Origin of the sequence: Streptomyces sp. NPDC005423 (assembly GCF_040606415.1) — a bacterium.
Lineage (GTDB): Bacteria > Actinomycetota > Actinomycetes > Streptomycetales > Streptomycetaceae > Streptomyces.
The window spans coordinates 13,649-28,284 of record NZ_JBEXET010000069.1; the positions used below are offsets into that span (position 1 = coordinate 13,649).

The following is a 14,636-nucleotide window of genomic DNA, read 5'->3' on the forward strand; positions in this document are numbered from 1 at the left end:
AGGAAGTGAGGCCCCCGTGGACGCGACCGAGGCCGTGGAGACGATCCAGCACGAGATGACGATCTTCGCCCGCCGCGCCCGGGCCTCGGCGGGCCGCATGCACCCCGAGCTGTCGCTCGTGTCGTACACGCTGCTCGGGCATCTGGAAGAGAGCGGCGGCTGCCGGGCCACCGACCTGGCCGCGCACTACGCCCTCGACAAGTCCACGGTCAGCCGCCAGGTCGCCGCCCTGGAGGGAACCGGTCTCGTCGAGCGCCGCCTCGACCCGGAGGACCACCGCGGCCAGGTCCTGTATCTCACCGAGGCGGGCAAGCTGATCCTCGCGCGGGTCACCGAGAGCCGCCGCGCTGCCTTCCGGGAGCGCCTCGCCGACTGGCCGGAGGAGGATCTGACACGCTTCGCGGGCTACCTCGCGCGCTACAACGCCTGGACCCCGCCCCTGTCGGCCACACCCGGGCGGGAGACCGAGAGCGGCGACTGACCACGCCGGACGCCCCGGAACCCGGGGTGCCGGGGTTACCGGCACCCCGGGTTCCAAGTCCCTGACGGATCACGGGCTTTACGGGTCCACGAGTGCTGCCGGTCCTACCGGTTCTACGAGTTCTACGAGTTCTACGAGTTCCACGAGTTCTACGAGTTCTACGGCACCGGTACCGGCCGGGTCTCCGTCAGGTGTTCCGGCGCGCGGGCCGCGAGGAACGCGGTGGTGCGGCGCAGACGGAAGCCCAGCGACTCGTACAGGCGGATGGCGGTGGCGTTCCCGGCCCCGGTGTGCAGGAACGGCGTCTCCCCGCGTTCGCGGATGCCGTGTCCGACGGCCCGGATCAGCCGGGTCGCCAGTCCCTCGCCCCGGGCCGACGGGTCGGTGCAGACGGCGCTGATCTCGGTCCAGCCCGGCGGGTGCAGCCGCTCCCCCGCCATGGCGACCAGGGCGCCCTCGCGCCGTATGCCCAGGTAGGTGCCGAGTTCGACGGTACGGGGCAGGAAGGGGCCCGGTCTCGTCCGCTCCACCAGGTCGAGCATCTCCGGCACGTCGGCCGGGCCGAGGACGACCGCCTCCGGGTCGGGCGCGACGTCCATGCCCTCGTCCACCAGCTGGACACCGTCGATGTGGAAGGTGATCTCCCAGCCGTCCGGGACGCTGCCGCTGAAGCCGAGCAGCGGGACCTCGGTGCCCGGCCCGGAGAGCCCGGCGATGTCCGCCCAGTCGTCCGCGTCCGGGGCGTCCGGCAGGGCCAGCCACGGGGTCACGTCGACGGGGTAGCGCAGCACCCTTCCGCGCCGCTCGGCGAAGTGGGCGTGCGGACCGGTCAGGGCGGCACGCGCGGGGTTGTCGAGAACGTGCGGCACGCGCGGGGCGCCCGGCTCCGCGGCGCTCATCCGGCGACCTCGATCACGACCTTGCCCCGGGCGTGCCCGTCCTCGACCGTGCGCAGCGCCTCGCCCGCCCGGTCGAGCGGGAACACCTCGCTCACCCGCGGGTCCAGCTCCCCGGCGACGACGAGACCCGCCACCGCATCGAGGACGGCGGCCGTGCGGGCCCGCTCGACCCGGGCGCCGCCGAGCCGCTCCACGTCCGGGGCCGAGGCGCCCGCGGTGATCAGCCGGGTGCGGTCGGTGATCAACTCGGCTGCCTCGGCGAGCACTTCGCCGCCGACGAGGTCGAAGACACCGTCCACTCCGGCGGGTGCAGCCGCCCGCACCCGCGCCGCCAGACCGGGCCCGGACGGGACGTGGACCGCGCCCAGCGACTCGACCAACTCCTTCTTGCCCTCGCTCGCGACGCCCACGGCCCGTACGCCGAGCGCGCGGGCGATCTGGAGCGCGGCGACGCCGACCCCGCCGCCGGCGCCGGTGATCAACAGGGTCGCGCCGGACGGCAGGCCGAGCTGGTGGATCCCGTCGTGGGCGGTCGCCGCCGCCACGGGGAGGGTGGCCGCGTCCCGGAAGGACAGCCCGGCGGGCTTGCGGGCGGTCACGGCGACGGGCAGCAGGGCGTACTCGGCGTAGCCGCCGGCCACGGTGTTGCCGAACACCTCGTCCCCCACGGCGAAGTCGCCCGCGTCGGCGCCGGTCTCCTCGACGATCCCGGAGACCTCGTTGCCGAGGACGGCGGGGAAGTCGTGCGAACCGGTCTCCCCGGGGCGGCGATAGCCCGTGCGCTGCTTCCAGTCGACCGGGTTCACCCCGGCCGCGCGCACCGCCACCAGTACCTGCCCGGGGCCGGGACGGGGCCGCTCCAGCTCCACGAGCGCCTCGGTGTCGGGTCCTCCGTAGCGCTTGAAGACGTACGCCTTGGGCATGTGCCGCCTCACTCTCCTTCGCGGTCGCCGGGCACCGGTGGTACGGACCTCCGCTGCCGGCACTCAACGGCAAGGTCATGGGCGGAGCGGCTATTCCCGCGCCCGCGGAGTGTTCATACGGCCGCAATGATCGAGGAGCGGACGCGGACGTGGGCACGGCGGGCGAGCACGTACGGTGGAACGGTAAGCACTGATCGAACCCGACCGGCGGGCCGTCGGAGCAGACGGCCTGGAGGCTCCACCGCATGAACGTCACCCGAGGCTTCACCGGGCGCCCCCGCACCCACAACTCCGGCCTCCCGCCCGGTCAGTACGACGCGGGCGACGACTGGCCCGTCCTGTCCGCGGAGGTCACGCCCGAACTGCCGCCCGCCGACTGGACGTTCCGCGTCGACGGACTGGTGGAGCGGCCGCGCACCTGGAGCTGGGAGCAGGCGCACGAGCTGCCGTCCTCGGTCTACGGCGGTGACATCCACTGTGTGACGAGCTGGTCGAAGTTCGGCGTGCGGTTCGGCGGGGTGTCCCTGGACGCCTTCCTCGACGTGGCGCGCCCCCGCGCGGAGGCCACCCACGTGGTCGCCTACTCGCACACCGGGTACTCCACGAACCTGCCGCTGTCGGACGTGACCGGCGGCCGGGCCTGGATCGCCTGGGAGTACGACGGCCGCCCGCTGCCCCCGGAGCACGGCGGGCCGGCCCGGCTGCTCGTGCCCCACCTGTACTTCTGGAAGAGCGCCAAGTGGATCGCCGGAGTGCGGCTCCTGGACCACGACGAGCCGGGGTTCTGGGAGCGCAACGGCTATCACGCCCGGGGCAACCCCTGGGAGGAACAGCGGTACGCCGGTGACTGAGACCTTCGCGCCCGAGACCCGGTTCGCGGTGCCGGGGCGGATCGCCGTGAGCGGCCGGGCGGCGGCCGTGTGGCAGCCCGCCACGCTCACCCAGATCCGGCGGGAGACCCCGTACGCGTCCACGTTCCGGTTCGCCGTGCCCGGCTGGGCGGGCCATCTGCCCGGCCAGCACCTGATGCTGCGGCTGACCGCCGCGGACGGCTACGCGGCCCAGCGGCACTACTCCATCGCCTCGCCCCCGGACGACGCCGGGCACATCGAGCTGACCCTGGACCACGTCGACGGCGGTGAGGTCTCCGGCTGGTTCCACACGGTCGCCCGCCCCGGTGACGTGATCGAGGTGCGCGGCCCGCTGAGCGGCTTCTTCGCCTGGCCCGGCGACCGGCCGGCGCTGCTGCTCGGCGCCGGTTCCGGGGTCGTACCGCTGATCTCGATGCTGCGCCGGCACCGGGCGGGGCGGCTGTCCGTGCCGCTGCGGCTGGTGGTGTCGGCGCGCAGCCCCGAGGAGTTGATCTACGCGCGGGAGTACGGTCCGGAGACCACGCGGGTCTTCACGCGGAGCGCGCCCCCGGGTGTGGCGGTCGGACGGCTGGCGGCGGCGCAGGTGGCACCGCTGGTGGCCGAGGCGCCGTCCGGCGGATGGGAGGCGTACGTGTGCGGCTCGAACGGCTTCGCCGAGCACGCCTCCCGGCTCCTGGTCGAGGCGGGGCAGCCGGTCGACCGGATCCGCATCGAACGCTTCGGCTGAGGTACCGCACCGGACATGGACGCCCCGGCCGGGGCCCGTCGGGGCTCGGCCGGGGCGTCCGCGTCCGGGCTCGGACGGGGCCCGTTCCCGACGCCGTGGCGGAGGTCCGGCCGAGGAACGCTCCTGCCGTGCTGGCGATCCGGTCGCTTCCGGTTGAGGGAAGGGGCCCGCAGGGGGTACCACAGCTGTGTGGACGCTCGCATGCGTGCGCGGTGCGGAACGCGTGGCGGACCGGCTCCGGCGGTGGACGCCCGGCTCCTCCGGTTCCGATGACGGCGAGGAGGTCGGCATGCGGACCAGGAAGCGCGGCCGACGGTGGCGGCACAATCCGCTACGGCGCCGGTCGGACGTCGTCGAGGCGTGGACGGTGCTGGCCGTGGCGGTCCTGCTGTTCGTGGGCGCGCCGCTGGCCGGTGCCGTCGCGGGGCTGTGGGCCCACGACACGGCGCACCGCGTGGCCGCGGTCCAGCGCGCCGACCGGCACAGCGTCCGCGCCGAAGTGACCGGGAATCCGCCCACCGACCTCCCCGCCGTGGAGGGCACCCGCCCGCACACCTTCGACGTGGCGGTGCGCTGGACCGTGCCCGGCCGGGGGACGTACACCGCGACCGCCCAGGTGCCGGCGGGCACCGGGCACGGCGACGTGGTGGACGTGTGGTTCGACTCGCGGGGCCGGAGCGTCGCCCCGCCGCCCGACGACGCGGCGGTGTGGCAGCACACGGTCGGGGTGGGACTGGGCGTCGCGGGCGGGGCGATCGGGGTGGTCCTCCTGACGCACTCGGTGACCCGCCGGGTCTCCCTGCGCCACCGGCTGGCCGAGTGGGAGCGCGACTGGGCCCGCACGGAACCGGAGTGGACGCGACGCCGGGCGTGACCCGCGAGCCGTGACCCGCGAGCCGTCGCCCGCGGGGGCCGCTTCGGTACCGTGCGCCGTGCCGCCCCGGTGCCGCGCTCGACCTCCCCCCACTGTCGCCGCGCGGCCGACCTCCCCTCGCTCTCACCCTCGCCGTCGCCGCGCGCTGCCGTGCCGGCGCGCGGGCCTGGCTGCGCGACGGACCCCGCACGTACCGTGTGATCACCCGCACCCCCTCTCCTCAAAGGCGGTCATCGATGGCCCTGTTCGACCTTCCGCTCGACGAACTCCGCGCCTACCGCAGCGAGTCCGCCGAGCCCGACGACTTCGACGACTTCTGGTCCAAGACGCTCCAGGAGGCCCGCGAGCACGACCTCGACGCCCGCTTCGAACCGGTCGACACCGGGCTCTCCACGGTGCGGGTGTACGACGTGACCTTCGCCGGATTCGGCGGCCACCCGGTGAAGGGCTGGCTGCGGTTGCCGGCCGGGGCGGCCGAACCGCTTCCCCTGATCGTGCAGTTCGTCGGCTACGGCGGTGGGCGCGGCCTGCCGCACGAGGACCTGCTGTGGGCGTCGACGGGGCGCGCCCACTTCATCATGGACACGCGTGGCCAGGGCAGCGCGTGGGGCGGCGGCGGTGGCACGCCGGACCCGGTGGGCGGGGCGCCCGCGTACCCCGGTTTCATGACCCGGGGCATCGACGACCCCGAGAACTACTACTACCGGCGGGTGTTCACGGACGCGGTGCGCGCCGTCGAGGCGGCCCGCGCCCATCCGCTGACCGACCCGGCGCGCACGGTGGTACTGGGCGCGAGCCAGGGCGGCGGCATCAGCATCGCGGTGGGCGGGCTCGTCCCGGACCTGACGGGGGTCGCGCCGGACGTCCCGTTCCTCTGCGACTACCCGCGCGCGGCCACGATCACCGACCGGCACCCGTACCGCGAGATCGGCAGCTACCTCAAGACGCATCGCGGCCGCACCGGGGACGTGCTGCGCACCCTGTCCTACTTCGACGGCGTCCACTTCGCCTCCCGGGGCACCGCCCCCGCCCTCTTCTCGGCGGCCCTGGAGGACCAGACGTGCCCGCCCTCCACCGTGTTCGCGGCCTTCAACTCCTGGGCGCACGAGGACAAGACGATCGAGGTCTACGACTTCAACGACCACGAGGGCGGCGGCCCCTACCAGGAAGCGGTGCAACTGGACTGGCTGCGCACGCACGCCTGAGCGGCGGACACACGGCCGCTGCGGTTTCCCGTCCGGGGCCCGCCCTGAGCGGGAGTTGACCGAACCACTGGGGTGGGTCCGCACCCTCGTCGGGCTACGCGACTGCCACCCGCTCCGCCTGTTCCGCGTCGCGGGTGGCCCTCAGCTCCTGACGGCCTCGGCGATCCGCAAGGCCGCCTCGGCGGGCGTGAGGTGCGTGGTGTCGACGACCTCGGCCTCGTCGTGCAGCCAGGTGCGGGCCGCCTCGGCGTAGGGCTCCAGGTGAGCGAGGCGGAACGGGGAGGGACCGAGCACAGTGTCCCCCTCGATGCGCTCACGGAGGGTGTCCTGGTCTGCGTGGAGAACGAAGTGCCTTACAGGGATGGCGTGTTGGGCGAGACCGGAGCTGATCTCGCGCCAGTACCGCTCGACCAGGACGGTTCCGGGAGACCCGCTCGGCGGGCTGGTGGTGCGGGTCTCCCAGGTCGGCGTGGACGGGGCTGTCAGCCGATGTTGAAGTCGAGGTCCGTGACGTACCAGGCGTCTTCGATCTTGGTGGAGTGCACCTTGACGTCCAGTTGGTCGGCCTTCACACCGGTGGAGTGGGACAGGATGACCTTGTCGAGTGTCTGGCCGTCGACGGTCACCTTCTCCGCGGGGGTCACCACCTCGTCACCGGTGGGCGCGACATGTGCGACCTCCACCTTCGGATCGTCCGTGGGCGGCTTGGGCGTGAACGACGTACGGATCCGCCCGATGTTCTCCAGCATCTGCTTCGCCTGCGACGAGTCGCCGCCGCACGTCGACTCGGTGCCGGCCCGGGCGGGCGACGAGCCGCTGGCCGCCTCCCCCATCAGCAGACACGCGTCCTTCGGCTTGCCCTTGATGACCGCGGTGACCCACGCGGCGACCGTCCCCTCGGCCGTCGACCGGTCGGCGGCCGAGCTCCGCGCCGAAGGCGTGGCGTCCCCCCGCTTCGTACCCCCCTGCTTTCCCGCGTCGCTCGCGGTCGAGGCGCTCGCGGCGGACCTCTTGTCCGCGCTGGAAGTCGCACCGTGCGAGCACCCCGTGAGGACCACGACCACCACTGAGAGCGCACCCCCGGCGATCCAGCGAGTGTTCCTGTTCCTGTGATTCCGTAACACCGTTTCGGGCTTCTTTCTCATAGACATCCGTACGCCGACATTCGTACGCCGTAAGCGCATCCCGCTGCCTCATCCACCGAGATGCCGTTGTGCCCATGGAGACGGGCGGGACCACGGAACGGTTCACCGGAGCGGCCGGTCCGACCGGTCGGCGCGGTGTGCGCCCGCGGTGCGTCGGGGGTACGGCTGTGCGGGGCCCGGTGCCGTAGCACCGGGGCCCCGCACCGAGGGAGGCGGTCAGGCGTCGCCGTTGAGCATGTCCGCGGTCAGGACGTGGCCGCCGAAGCCCCAGCCGCCGTCGGCGACCTCGTCGATCAGCACGACGGTGTTGGCGCGGGCCCGCTCACCGTAGATCTCGGCGTACAGGTCGGTGGTGCGCTCGACGATCTTCTTCTTCTCCTCGGCGGTGACGGTGCCCGCGGGGACCTTGAAGTTGGCGAAGGGCATGGGTGTCTCTCCTTGTGCGTGTTCTCTTCCGGGCCGCGGAAGTCCGGGTCCGAGGTGGGTGGCGCGGAGGCGTTCCCCGGCGCGCCCGCACGCGGACGTCGCCTGCTGGACGGCGTCATCGACCGGTGGCTGTCCCCGTCCTCACACCATGCCGCCGTTGGCCCGCAGGACCTGGCCGTTCACCCAGCGCCCCGCCGGGCCGGTGAGGAAGGCGACGGCGCGGGCGATGTCCTCCGGTGTGCCCAGCCTCTCCAGGGGCGGGGCCATGGCGAGCCGGTCGATCTCCTCGGGCGTCTTGCCGTCGAGGAACAGGTCGGTGGCGGTGGGGCCGGGGGCGACCGTGTTCACGGTGATGTCCCGTCCGCGCAGCTCGCGGGCGAGGATCAGCGTGAGGGACTCGACGGCCGCCTTGCTCGCCGCGTACGCGCCGTAGGCGGGGAACTGCGTACCGACCACGGAGGTCGAGAACGCCACGAACGAGCCGCCCGCGCGCAGTCGCCGGGCGACCTGCTGGGCCACGACGAAGGTGCCGCGGACGTTGGTGCGGTGCACGGCGTCGAGCACGGCCAGGTCGAGGTCGGCGACGGTCGACAGAGCGAGCCGGCCGGCGCAGTTCACCACCACGTCCACACCGCCGAACTCCTGCTCCGCCCGGTCGAACAGGGCGGCGACCGCGTGTTCGTCCGCCACGTCCGCCTGGACGGGGACCGCCCGGCCGCCGGTGGCGGTGATCCCCGCCACCGTCTCCTCGGCGGCGGCAGCGTCGCGGGCGTAGTTCACCACGACGGCGAGGCCCTCCCGGGCGAGCTGGAGGGAGACCGCCCGGCCGATGCCGCGCGATCCGCCGGTGACGACGGCGACCCGGACGGCCGACGGCGAAGGTGGGACTGGGGAGTGGTTCGTAGTCATGGCTCCACGATGCGCGGCACCGGCCGGCGGAACCAGGGGATGTCATCCCCTGTGTCGGCGGCCCGGCCGGACGCAGAATGGCGGTATGGGTTCTGCGAAATACACCGAGCTGGGAGCCTTCCTGCGCTCGCGGCGCGAACGTATCCGCCCGGCCGACGTCGGATTCCCGCACGGGGCGCGCCGCCGGGTACCAGGGCTGCGCCGGGACGAGGTCGCCCAGCTCGCCGGGGCGTCGGTGGACTACTACAACGAACTCGAACGCGGCGCCGGATCGCAGCCCTCCGAGCAGATGATCGCCGCGCTGGCGAGGGCGCTGCGGCTGACCGCCGACGAGCGCGACTACCTCTACCACCTGGCCGACCGCCCGGTGCCCGCGCACGGCGGACCGGCCTCGCACGTCCACCCCGGCATGCTCGACCTGCTCACCCGTCTGACGTCGACCCCCGCGCAGGTCATCACCGACCTGCACGTCACCCTCGTACAGAACCCGTTGGCGGTGGCGCTGCTCGGGGACCACTCCGGTTTCCGGGGCGCCCGATCCAGTTTCGTCCACCGGTGGTTCACCGACCCGGACGCCCGGCGGCTCTATCCGGACGCCGATCACGAGGCCCAGTCCCGGGTCCTCGTCGCCGACCTGCGGGCCGCCGCCGCCCGACGGGACGCCAAGGACACCGAAGCCCGCTCGATGATCGCTACCCTGCTCGACTCCTCCCCCGAGTTCGCCGCCGTGTGGGCCGACCACGACGTGGCGTTCCGGCGCGACGACCGCAAACGCCTCAACCACCCCGCCCTCGGCCTGATCGAGGTCAACTGCCTCAACCTGTTCAGCGAGGACGGGCGGCAGCGGCTGCTCTGGTTCACCCCGGCGGTCGGTACGGACAGCGCCGGCCTCCTCGACCTGCTCGCCGTGGTCGGCACCGAGGAAGTCACCGGCCCGGCGCGCTGAAACTGCCGGGCGGCTGCTTTCGGCCTAACTGCCCGGCCGCCCTTCCCTGGTGGTTTAGACCAATGCTAGATCTGGTCGCGCAATGAGCCCGCACGGCTACGTCTTGTCACCAACAGGAGGCGCGGCATGGCCCGCACCACCCCGCAGGACCCCTCGCCCACCGACGACCGGCCGCTCTACTGGAGAATCGCGGCACAACTGCTCCGCGAACTGCGCGACGGAACCGTCCCGCCCGGTGAACGGCTGCCCGGCGAACGGCAGTTGGCCGGGCACTTCGGAGTCAGCCGGGAGACCGTACGGCAGGCCCTCGACGTGCTCCGGCACAGCGGTCAGGTCGCCACCGACCGGCGGGGCAGCCACGCGACCCTGCCCGGTCTGCCGGTCGAGACGCCCTCCTCGCTCGCCTTCCCGGTCGGGGCGCGCGGTACCGAACCGTCCGCGTTCGACCGGGCCACGGTGGTCTGGGAGGCGCCCCCGGCCCGGCACGCCGAGGCGCTGGGCCTCGCACCGCACCGGCCCACCCTGGTGCACCGCTACGCGTCCGCCGGGGCCGACGGCGGGGAGCTGCGCACGGCCGTCACCTCCTTCTCGGCGGTGGCCCTGGCCGAGGTCGAGGAACTGGCCCGCTACCGCGACCGCGCGGACGGCTCCGCCGCGGCCCAACTGCGCCTGGCCTACGACTGGATGCGCAAGGCCGGCCTGACCCTGCACCACCGGGACACCATCACGCGGGCGGCGGACGTCCCGTCGGTCCGGGTGACCCGGCGCGTGCACGACCAGTACGCCCGCCCGCTGGAGATCACCGACCTGGTCGTGGACGCCCAACAGGAGGCCCTGGTCTACGAGTTCACCCTGCCTGCGGCGACCGGGCCGCGGTGACGCCCGGACCGTTCCCTAGGCCGGCCGCCTGGCCGCGAGCAGACGGGCCCGGGGGCTGCCGTCGTCCCGCCGCCCGAACTCGGGCAGGGCGTGCAGCTCCACGCGGAAGCCGGCCCGCTCCAACTCCCGCCAGACGTAAGGAAGTCGGAAGTCCCGGTAGTACATGACGAACGGCGGACGCCAGACGGCGTTGCGCACCTTCATCACCGCGTCGAAGCCCGACAGCAGCCAGTATCCGGCCGATCCGGGGCGCGGCGGGGCGAGCACCGGGAACGCGAAGCGACCGCCGGGCCGGAGCACGGAGTGGACCTGGGCGAACAGCCCTGGCAGCTCACGGGGGAGGAAGTGACCGAACGCGCCGAAGCTCACCACCAGGTCGAACGCCGAGGCGAAGGGCAGGGCGCGGGCATCGCCGCGCACCCAGCCGACCCGCGGCCCGGCGGCTCGGGGCTCTACGGCTCGGGGCTCTGCGGCGCGGGGCCCTACGCCCGGTGACCCGGCGATCCGTGGCCCGGCGGCCCCTGGCCCGGCGCTCCGTGCGTCGCCGGGCCCGGGGTCGCCGGCCGGGAGGCGCTCGCGGGCGACGGCGAGCATCCCCGCGCTGAAGTCGACGCCGGTGACGCTCCCGCGGCACACCCCTGTGAGCACCTCGGCGCCCGCCCCCGTGCCGCAGCACAGGTCGAGCCCGTCATCGAAGGGCCCCATGCGCTCCAGCGCCGAGGCGACCGCGTCGAGGATCGGAGCCGGGGTGCGGAAGGGGGTGTGGTCGAACTTCGGCGCCAGCAGGTCGTAGCCGTGCTCGACGGACGACAGTGCCTGGACGGCGAGTTCACGCAGACTGGGACCTTCGGGGCTGAACATCCGGGTCAGCCTAGAGCACCCGCCGCCGGCCGCCGGGAGCGCGCTCGGCGGGCGTGCGGAGCCGTTGACTATTGTCGTCCCCACCCCATCGACGAGTTGACTACGAGGTGAGCCGATGCGCGCGTTCCGCGAGGCCGTCGAGGCACAGGACATGGACGCCGTCGAGGCGCTGCTGGCCGAGGACGTCGTCTTCACCAGCCCGGTCGTGTTCAAGCCGTACCCCGGCAAGGCGATCACCGCGGCGATCCTGCACGCGGTCGCGCGGGTCTTCGAGGACTTCCGCTACGAGCGGGAGATCGGCGACCCGGACGGCCCCGACCACGCGCTGGTGTTCACCGCGCGGGTCGGCGACCGCCAGCTGACCGGCTGCGACTTCATCCATGTCGACGAGGAGGGGCTGATCGACGAGCTGATGGTCATGGTCCGTCCGCTGTCGGGCGCACAGGCCCTCCAGGAGGCCATGGCCGCGCAGTTCGAGCGGATCGCGAAGGAGGCGGAGGGGCGCCTCGCGTGAGCGTCGCGGTCGCGCGAGGCGCCGGTTGTCGGGCGGGACTCGGCGGGCGGGCGCCCGTTCGAGCCCGGCGGGGGTGAGGGCGGTGGCCTTCGCGTGCGCGCTCACCCCGCGCGCTCGCACTCGGTGAGCCGCCGTCGCAGGAAGCGTCGCTCGGCATCGTTCTCCGCCAACTCCAGGGCGGCGGCGTAGGATTCGGCCGCTTCGGCGCGGCGGCCCATCCGGCGCAGAAGGTCCGCCCGGGTGGCGGGCAGCAGATGGTAACCGGCCAGCTCGCCCGACCGCTCCAGCTCCGCCACCAACTCCAGCCCTGCTGACGGGTTTTGGGCCATGCCCACGGCCACCGCCCGGTTGAGCCGGACCACGGCGGAGGGCACGTGCCGCTCCAACTCGCCGTACAGGGCGACGATGTCGGCCCAGTCGGTCTCCTCGGCGGTGGGCGCGGTGGTGTGGCAGGCGGCGATGGCGGCCTGGATCTGGTACGGGCCGGGGCGGCCCCGGCGCAGCGTGGCCTCCAACAGGGCGCCCCCTTCCGCCACTTCGGCCCGGTCCCAGGCCGTACGGTCCTGCTCCTCCAGGGTCACCAGGTCGCCCGCCCCGTCGACCCGGGTGGTGCGACGGGCGTCGTGCAGCAGCAACAGGGCGAGCAGGCCCGGCACTTCGGGCTCGTCGGGCATCAGCCGGACCAGTACGCGGGCCAGCCGGACGGCCTCCGCGCACAGGTTCGTGCGGACGAGGCCGGTGCCGGTCGTGGCCGCGTAGCCCTCGTTGAAGAGGAGGTAGACCACGCCGAGCACGCCGGTGGTGCGTTCCGGCAGGAGGTGCGCGGGCGGTACCCGGTAGGGGATGCCGGCGTTGCGGATCTTCCGCTTGGCGCGCACCAGCCGCTGCGCCATGGTCGCCTCCGGGACGAGGAAGGCCCGGGCGATCTCGGCGGTGGTCAGGCCCGCGAGGGTGCGCAGGGTGAGCGCGACCCTGGCTTCGATGGGCAGCGCGGGGTGACAGCAGGTGAAGATCAGCCGCAGCCGGTCGTCGGACACCCCGCTGTCGTCGCCGTCGTACTCCGGGTCGTATGGACCCTCGTCCCGTGTCAGCACGGCCGCCTCCCGAAGTCTCGCCGCGCCGACGGCGTCCCGGCGCAGTACGTCGAAGGCCCGGTGGCGGGCGGTCGTGGTGAGCCAGGCGCCGGGGCGGCGCGGGACACCGTCGCGTCGCCACCGGTCGAGGGCCTGGGCGAAGGCGTCCTGAGCGCACTCCTCCGCGAGGTCCCAGTCGCCGGTCACCCTGATCAGGGTGGCGACGACCTGGCCCCACTCCTCCCGGAAGGCGGCGGCCACCGCCTCCCGCACCGCCTCGGTCATTCCCAGACCGGCCGTACCTCGACCGAGCCGCCGGCGAGCGCGGCCGGGTGCCGGGAGGCGAGCGAGATCGCCTCGTCGAGGTCGGCGACCTCGACGATGTCGATGCCCGCGACGTACTCCTTCGACTCGACGAACGGCCCGTCGGTGAGCAGGACTTCGTCGCCCCGGACGCGCACGGTGGTGGCGTCGGAGGGCGGCCGCAGCCGGGCGCCGCCCCGGACGATGTCGCGGCTGCGGACCTCGTCGATGTACGAGGCGAAGCGGGGGTCGTCGGCGATCTGCCAGGGGCTGAGTTCCTCGCCGTCGACCGGGGTGCAGATGAGCAGGGCGTACTTCATGACCGCTCCTCGGTCTTCGTGTCGGTGGTGGAGACGTGCTCGTGCAGGATCTGCCAGCGCAGACCGGTGTGGCTGTAGCCGGTGCTCACCCTCAGGGTTTCGTCCCGTTCCGTGCCGTCGGTGCGGGTGGCCCGCAGCCGGACGAGGGCGTGCCCGAAGGCGATGCTCTCGTCGAGGTGCACGCGGAACCGCAGGACCTCGCGGTGCACCGGCCCGGTGGTGCCCGCGAAGGTCTCCTCCAGGGAGGCGCGGAGCGCGTCGAGGCCCCGCTGGACCGGGCCGTCGGCGGAGTGGAAGGCCGTCGCGTCCGGCGCGTAGCAGGTGAGGACACGGTCGGTGTCCCGGGCGCGGACCGCCTCGGTCAGTTCGGCGTCGAGGCGGCGGAGCTCGGTCTCGGCGTCGTCCTCGCCCTCCGTCGGCCAGAAGGGGCGGACCTCCAGGGCTCCGAGCGCGGCGACGGGATGCCGGGCGGCCGCCTCCACCGCCTCCTCCAGGCCGGCGCACTCCAGGATGTCGAATCCGGCGACGTACTCCTTCGTCTCGGCGAACGGACCGTCGGTGCGCAGCACTTCACCGCCGCGCACCCGGACGGTGACGGCGTCCGCGGGCGCGGCGAGCCGGTGGCCGTGCAGGCGCACGCCCTGGTCGCCGAGGGTCTCCACCCAGGGTTCCACGGGCGCCATCCCCGAGGCGTCGGCGGTGTCGTCGCCGCAGACGAGCAGCATGTACTTCATGGGTCCTCCTGGTCTTGGATGAGCTTCCTACACCCCACCGACGAACGCGACCGAGCCGGATCGACATCCCGCGCGGAAAAACTTCGGAAGGTGGCGGACGGTCCGCACACCGTCCGGCCGACGGCGATGGCCCGGCTCCCGAACTCCCTTTCCGTACGGCTTACTTGTCAGCCGCCGAACCGGGGACACTGCCGGATCCGCGCACCGCGTGGTATCGTGCTTTCAGCACTTGTGTACGCCCAGCTGTGGCGCCGGTGCCAGTTCCTCCTCAGTTCGTCGGTCCGCCCGTGGAAGTCTCCCGGCGCATCGGCTCTCCCCGCACCACTTCGTGACCGGCGTTTCTTCCGCCGTACCCGAGGTGATGTTCTCCGCCGCCCCCGAGGAGCGCTCGTTCGCCCTCCGCCCGCGGCTTCCCCCCTCCCTTCCGCATGTCCCATGCGTTTCCGTCCTCGAAAGGATTCCCAATGGAGTTGTCAACCCATGTTGGTGACTTGCTGTGAGCGTGTCAGCTCAGCGCGACGGGGGTCTGCGGTGCTGTGAGCTCG

18 protein-coding genes and 1 pseudogene are annotated in these 14,636 nt (G+C 73.3%); 9 read left to right on the forward strand and 10 right to left on the reverse strand.

Annotated elements, in window-relative coordinates:
• The first annotated feature begins 16 nt into the window (after positions 1-16).
• The gene (locus tag ABZT12_RS37085) at positions 17-481 is read left to right on the forward strand and encodes a MarR family winged helix-turn-helix transcriptional regulator (RefSeq protein ID WP_356393557.1); all 465 of its coding nucleotides are present in this window, start codon (positions 17-19) and stop codon (positions 479-481) included.
• Between the two features lie 158 nt (positions 482-639).
• Here ABZT12_RS37085 and ABZT12_RS37090 read toward each other — a convergent pair whose 3' ends face one another.
• Both ABZT12_RS37090 and ABZT12_RS37095 read right to left on the reverse strand, forming a co-directional pair.
• Positions 640-1,380 (reverse strand): GNAT family N-acetyltransferase, encoded by a 741-nt coding sequence (locus ABZT12_RS37090; RefSeq protein ID WP_356393560.1) that lies wholly within the window; start codon positions 1,378-1,380, stop codon positions 640-642.
• Entirely contained in the window at positions 1,377-2,303 is a 927-nt protein-coding gene (locus ABZT12_RS37095) for an NADP-dependent oxidoreductase (protein WP_356393563.1), read from the reverse strand. Before ABZT12_RS37095 ends, ABZT12_RS37090 begins: the two co-directional genes overlap by 4 nt.
• A 245-nt stretch (positions 2,304-2,548) precedes the next feature.
• Between ABZT12_RS37095 and ABZT12_RS37100 the strand changes: the two genes are divergently transcribed.
• From ABZT12_RS37100 to ABZT12_RS37115, 4 genes are all read left to right on the forward strand, one after another.
• Positions 2,549-3,154, forward strand: a complete 606-nt coding sequence (locus ABZT12_RS37100; protein ID WP_356393566.1) for a sulfite oxidase-like oxidoreductase — start codon at positions 2,549-2,551, stop codon at positions 3,152-3,154.
• Positions 3,147-3,902, forward strand: coding sequence for a ferredoxin reductase (locus tag ABZT12_RS37105; RefSeq protein WP_356393569.1), 756 nt, complete (start codon positions 3,147-3,149; stop codon positions 3,900-3,902). Before ABZT12_RS37100 ends, ABZT12_RS37105 begins: the two co-directional genes overlap by 8 nt.
• 289 nt (positions 3,903-4,191) lie before the next feature.
• Entirely contained in the window at positions 4,192-4,776 is a 585-nt protein-coding gene (locus tag ABZT12_RS37110) for a hypothetical protein (RefSeq protein ID WP_356393572.1), read from the forward strand.
• Positions 4,777-5,012: 236 nt separating this feature from the next.
• Positions 5,013-5,981, forward strand: coding sequence for an acetylxylan esterase (locus ABZT12_RS37115; protein ID WP_356393575.1), 969 nt, complete (start codon positions 5,013-5,015; stop codon positions 5,979-5,981).
• 141 nt (positions 5,982-6,122) lie between these two features.
• Here the strand turns inward: ABZT12_RS37115 and ABZT12_RS37120 are convergent.
• Together ABZT12_RS37120 and ABZT12_RS37125 are read right to left on the reverse strand one after the other, a co-directional pair.
• Positions 6,123-6,401, reverse strand: a pseudogene (locus tag ABZT12_RS37120) (ATP-binding protein); the annotation flags it as partial.
• Between the two features lie 62 nt (positions 6,402-6,463).
• The gene (locus ABZT12_RS37125; RefSeq protein ID WP_356393577.1) at positions 6,464-6,730 is read right to left on the reverse strand and encodes a hypothetical protein; all 267 of its coding nucleotides are present in this window, start codon (positions 6,728-6,730) and stop codon (positions 6,464-6,466) included.
• Between ABZT12_RS37125 and ABZT12_RS37130 the strand changes: the two genes are divergently transcribed.
• A complete protein-coding gene (locus ABZT12_RS37130; protein WP_356393580.1) occupies positions 6,717-7,094 on the forward strand; it encodes a hypothetical protein in 378 nt (125 codons plus the stop codon). The two genes, ABZT12_RS37125 and ABZT12_RS37130, sit on opposite strands and share 14 nt — an antisense overlap.
• 248 nt (positions 7,095-7,342) lie before the next feature.
• On the opposite strand, the gene ABZT12_RS37135 is transcribed toward ABZT12_RS37130, so the two are convergent.
• Positions 7,343-7,552 (reverse strand): 4-oxalocrotonate tautomerase family protein, encoded by a 210-nt coding sequence (locus ABZT12_RS37135; protein ID WP_356393583.1) that lies wholly within the window; start codon positions 7,550-7,552, stop codon positions 7,343-7,345.
• A gap of 141 nt (positions 7,553-7,693) precedes the next feature.
• On the reverse strand, positions 7,694-8,461 hold the full coding sequence (locus ABZT12_RS37140; protein WP_356393586.1) for an SDR family oxidoreductase: 768 nt from the start codon (positions 8,459-8,461) through the stop codon (positions 7,694-7,696).
• 85 nt (positions 8,462-8,546) lie between these two features.
• Here ABZT12_RS37140 and ABZT12_RS37145 point away from each other — a divergent pair, with 85 nt between their 5' ends.
• Positions 8,547-9,407: a helix-turn-helix transcriptional regulator gene (locus ABZT12_RS37145; RefSeq protein ID WP_356393589.1), complete on the forward strand. Its 861-nt coding sequence runs from the start codon at positions 8,547-8,549 to the stop codon at positions 9,405-9,407.
• 126 nt (positions 9,408-9,533) lie between these two features.
• A complete protein-coding gene (locus ABZT12_RS37150; RefSeq protein WP_356393591.1) occupies positions 9,534-10,286 on the forward strand; it encodes a GntR family transcriptional regulator in 753 nt (250 codons plus the stop codon).
• 15 nt (positions 10,287-10,301) lie between these two features.
• Here ABZT12_RS37150 and ABZT12_RS37155 read toward each other — a convergent pair whose 3' ends face one another.
• Positions 10,302-11,147 carry a methyltransferase domain-containing protein gene (locus tag ABZT12_RS37155; protein ID WP_356393594.1) on the reverse strand — a complete coding sequence of 282 codons (846 nt, stop codon included), beginning with the start codon at positions 11,145-11,147 and terminating at the stop codon, positions 10,302-10,304.
• A gap of 115 nt (positions 11,148-11,262) precedes the next feature.
• Here ABZT12_RS37155 and ABZT12_RS37160 point away from each other — a divergent pair, with 115 nt between their 5' ends.
• Positions 11,263-11,661 (forward strand): nuclear transport factor 2 family protein, encoded by a 399-nt coding sequence (locus ABZT12_RS37160; protein ID WP_356393597.1) that lies wholly within the window; start codon positions 11,263-11,265, stop codon positions 11,659-11,661.
• 101 nt (positions 11,662-11,762) lie between these two features.
• Here ABZT12_RS37160 and ABZT12_RS37165 read toward each other — a convergent pair whose 3' ends face one another.
• Genes ABZT12_RS37165 through ABZT12_RS37175 form a run of 3 tightly spaced genes read right to left on the reverse strand, consistent with a single transcriptional unit; the run spans position 11,763 to position 14,091 of the window.
• On the reverse strand, positions 11,763-13,019 hold the full coding sequence (locus ABZT12_RS37165) for an RNA polymerase sigma factor (protein ID WP_356393599.1): 1,257 nt from the start codon (positions 13,017-13,019) through the stop codon (positions 11,763-11,765).
• A complete protein-coding gene (locus tag ABZT12_RS37170) occupies positions 13,016-13,357 on the reverse strand; it encodes a YciI family protein (protein WP_356393602.1) in 342 nt (113 codons plus the stop codon). Before ABZT12_RS37170 ends, ABZT12_RS37165 begins: the two co-directional genes overlap by 4 nt.
• Entirely contained in the window at positions 13,354-14,091 is a 738-nt protein-coding gene (locus ABZT12_RS37175) for a nuclear transport factor 2 family protein (protein WP_356393605.1), read from the reverse strand. Before ABZT12_RS37175 ends, ABZT12_RS37170 begins: the two co-directional genes overlap by 4 nt.
• Between the last annotated feature and the right edge of the window lie 545 nt (positions 14,092-14,636).

What these genes read in the sequence shown, in the direction of transcription:
- ABZT12_RS37090 (WP_356393560.1), bottom strand. Translation starts at nt 1,380, where the DNA reads ATGAGCGCCGCGGAGCCGGGCGCCCCGCGCGTGCCGCACGTTCTCGAC.
- ABZT12_RS37095 (WP_356393563.1), bottom strand. Translation starts at nt 2,303, where the DNA reads ATGCCCAAGGCGTACGTCTTCAAGCGCTACGGAGGACCCGACACCGAG.
- ABZT12_RS37100 (WP_356393566.1), top strand. Translation starts at nt 2,549, where the DNA reads ATGAACGTCACCCGAGGCTTCACCGGGCGCCCCCGCACCCACAACTCC.
- ABZT12_RS37110 (WP_356393572.1), top strand. Translation starts at nt 4,192, where the DNA reads ATGCGGACCAGGAAGCGCGGCCGACGGTGGCGGCACAATCCGCTACGG.
- ABZT12_RS37115 (WP_356393575.1), top strand. Translation starts at nt 5,013, where the DNA reads ATGGCCCTGTTCGACCTTCCGCTCGACGAACTCCGCGCCTACCGCAGC.
- ABZT12_RS37130 (WP_356393580.1), top strand. Translation starts at nt 6,717, where the DNA reads ATGTTCTCCAGCATCTGCTTCGCCTGCGACGAGTCGCCGCCGCACGTC.
- ABZT12_RS37125 (WP_356393577.1), bottom strand. Translation starts at nt 6,730, where the DNA reads ATGCTGGAGAACATCGGGCGGATCCGTACGTCGTTCACGCCCAAGCCG.
- ABZT12_RS37135 (WP_356393583.1), bottom strand. Translation starts at nt 7,552, where the DNA reads ATGCCCTTCGCCAACTTCAAGGTCCCCGCGGGCACCGTCACCGCCGAG.
- ABZT12_RS37140 (WP_356393586.1), bottom strand. Translation starts at nt 8,461, where the DNA reads ATGACTACGAACCACTCCCCAGTCCCACCTTCGCCGTCGGCCGTCCGG.
- ABZT12_RS37145 (WP_356393589.1), top strand. Translation starts at nt 8,547, where the DNA reads ATGGGTTCTGCGAAATACACCGAGCTGGGAGCCTTCCTGCGCTCGCGG.
- ABZT12_RS37150 (WP_356393591.1), top strand. Translation starts at nt 9,534, where the DNA reads ATGGCCCGCACCACCCCGCAGGACCCCTCGCCCACCGACGACCGGCCG.
- ABZT12_RS37155 (WP_356393594.1), bottom strand. Translation starts at nt 11,147, where the DNA reads ATGTTCAGCCCCGAAGGTCCCAGTCTGCGTGAACTCGCCGTCCAGGCA.
- ABZT12_RS37160 (WP_356393597.1), top strand. Translation starts at nt 11,263, where the DNA reads ATGCGCGCGTTCCGCGAGGCCGTCGAGGCACAGGACATGGACGCCGTC.
- ABZT12_RS37165 (WP_356393599.1), bottom strand. Translation starts at nt 13,019, where the DNA reads ATGACCGAGGCGGTGCGGGAGGCGGTGGCCGCCGCCTTCCGGGAGGAG.
- ABZT12_RS37170 (WP_356393602.1), bottom strand. Translation starts at nt 13,357, where the DNA reads ATGAAGTACGCCCTGCTCATCTGCACCCCGGTCGACGGCGAGGAACTC.
- ABZT12_RS37175 (WP_356393605.1), bottom strand. Translation starts at nt 14,091, where the DNA reads ATGAAGTACATGCTGCTCGTCTGCGGCGACGACACCGCCGACGCCTCG.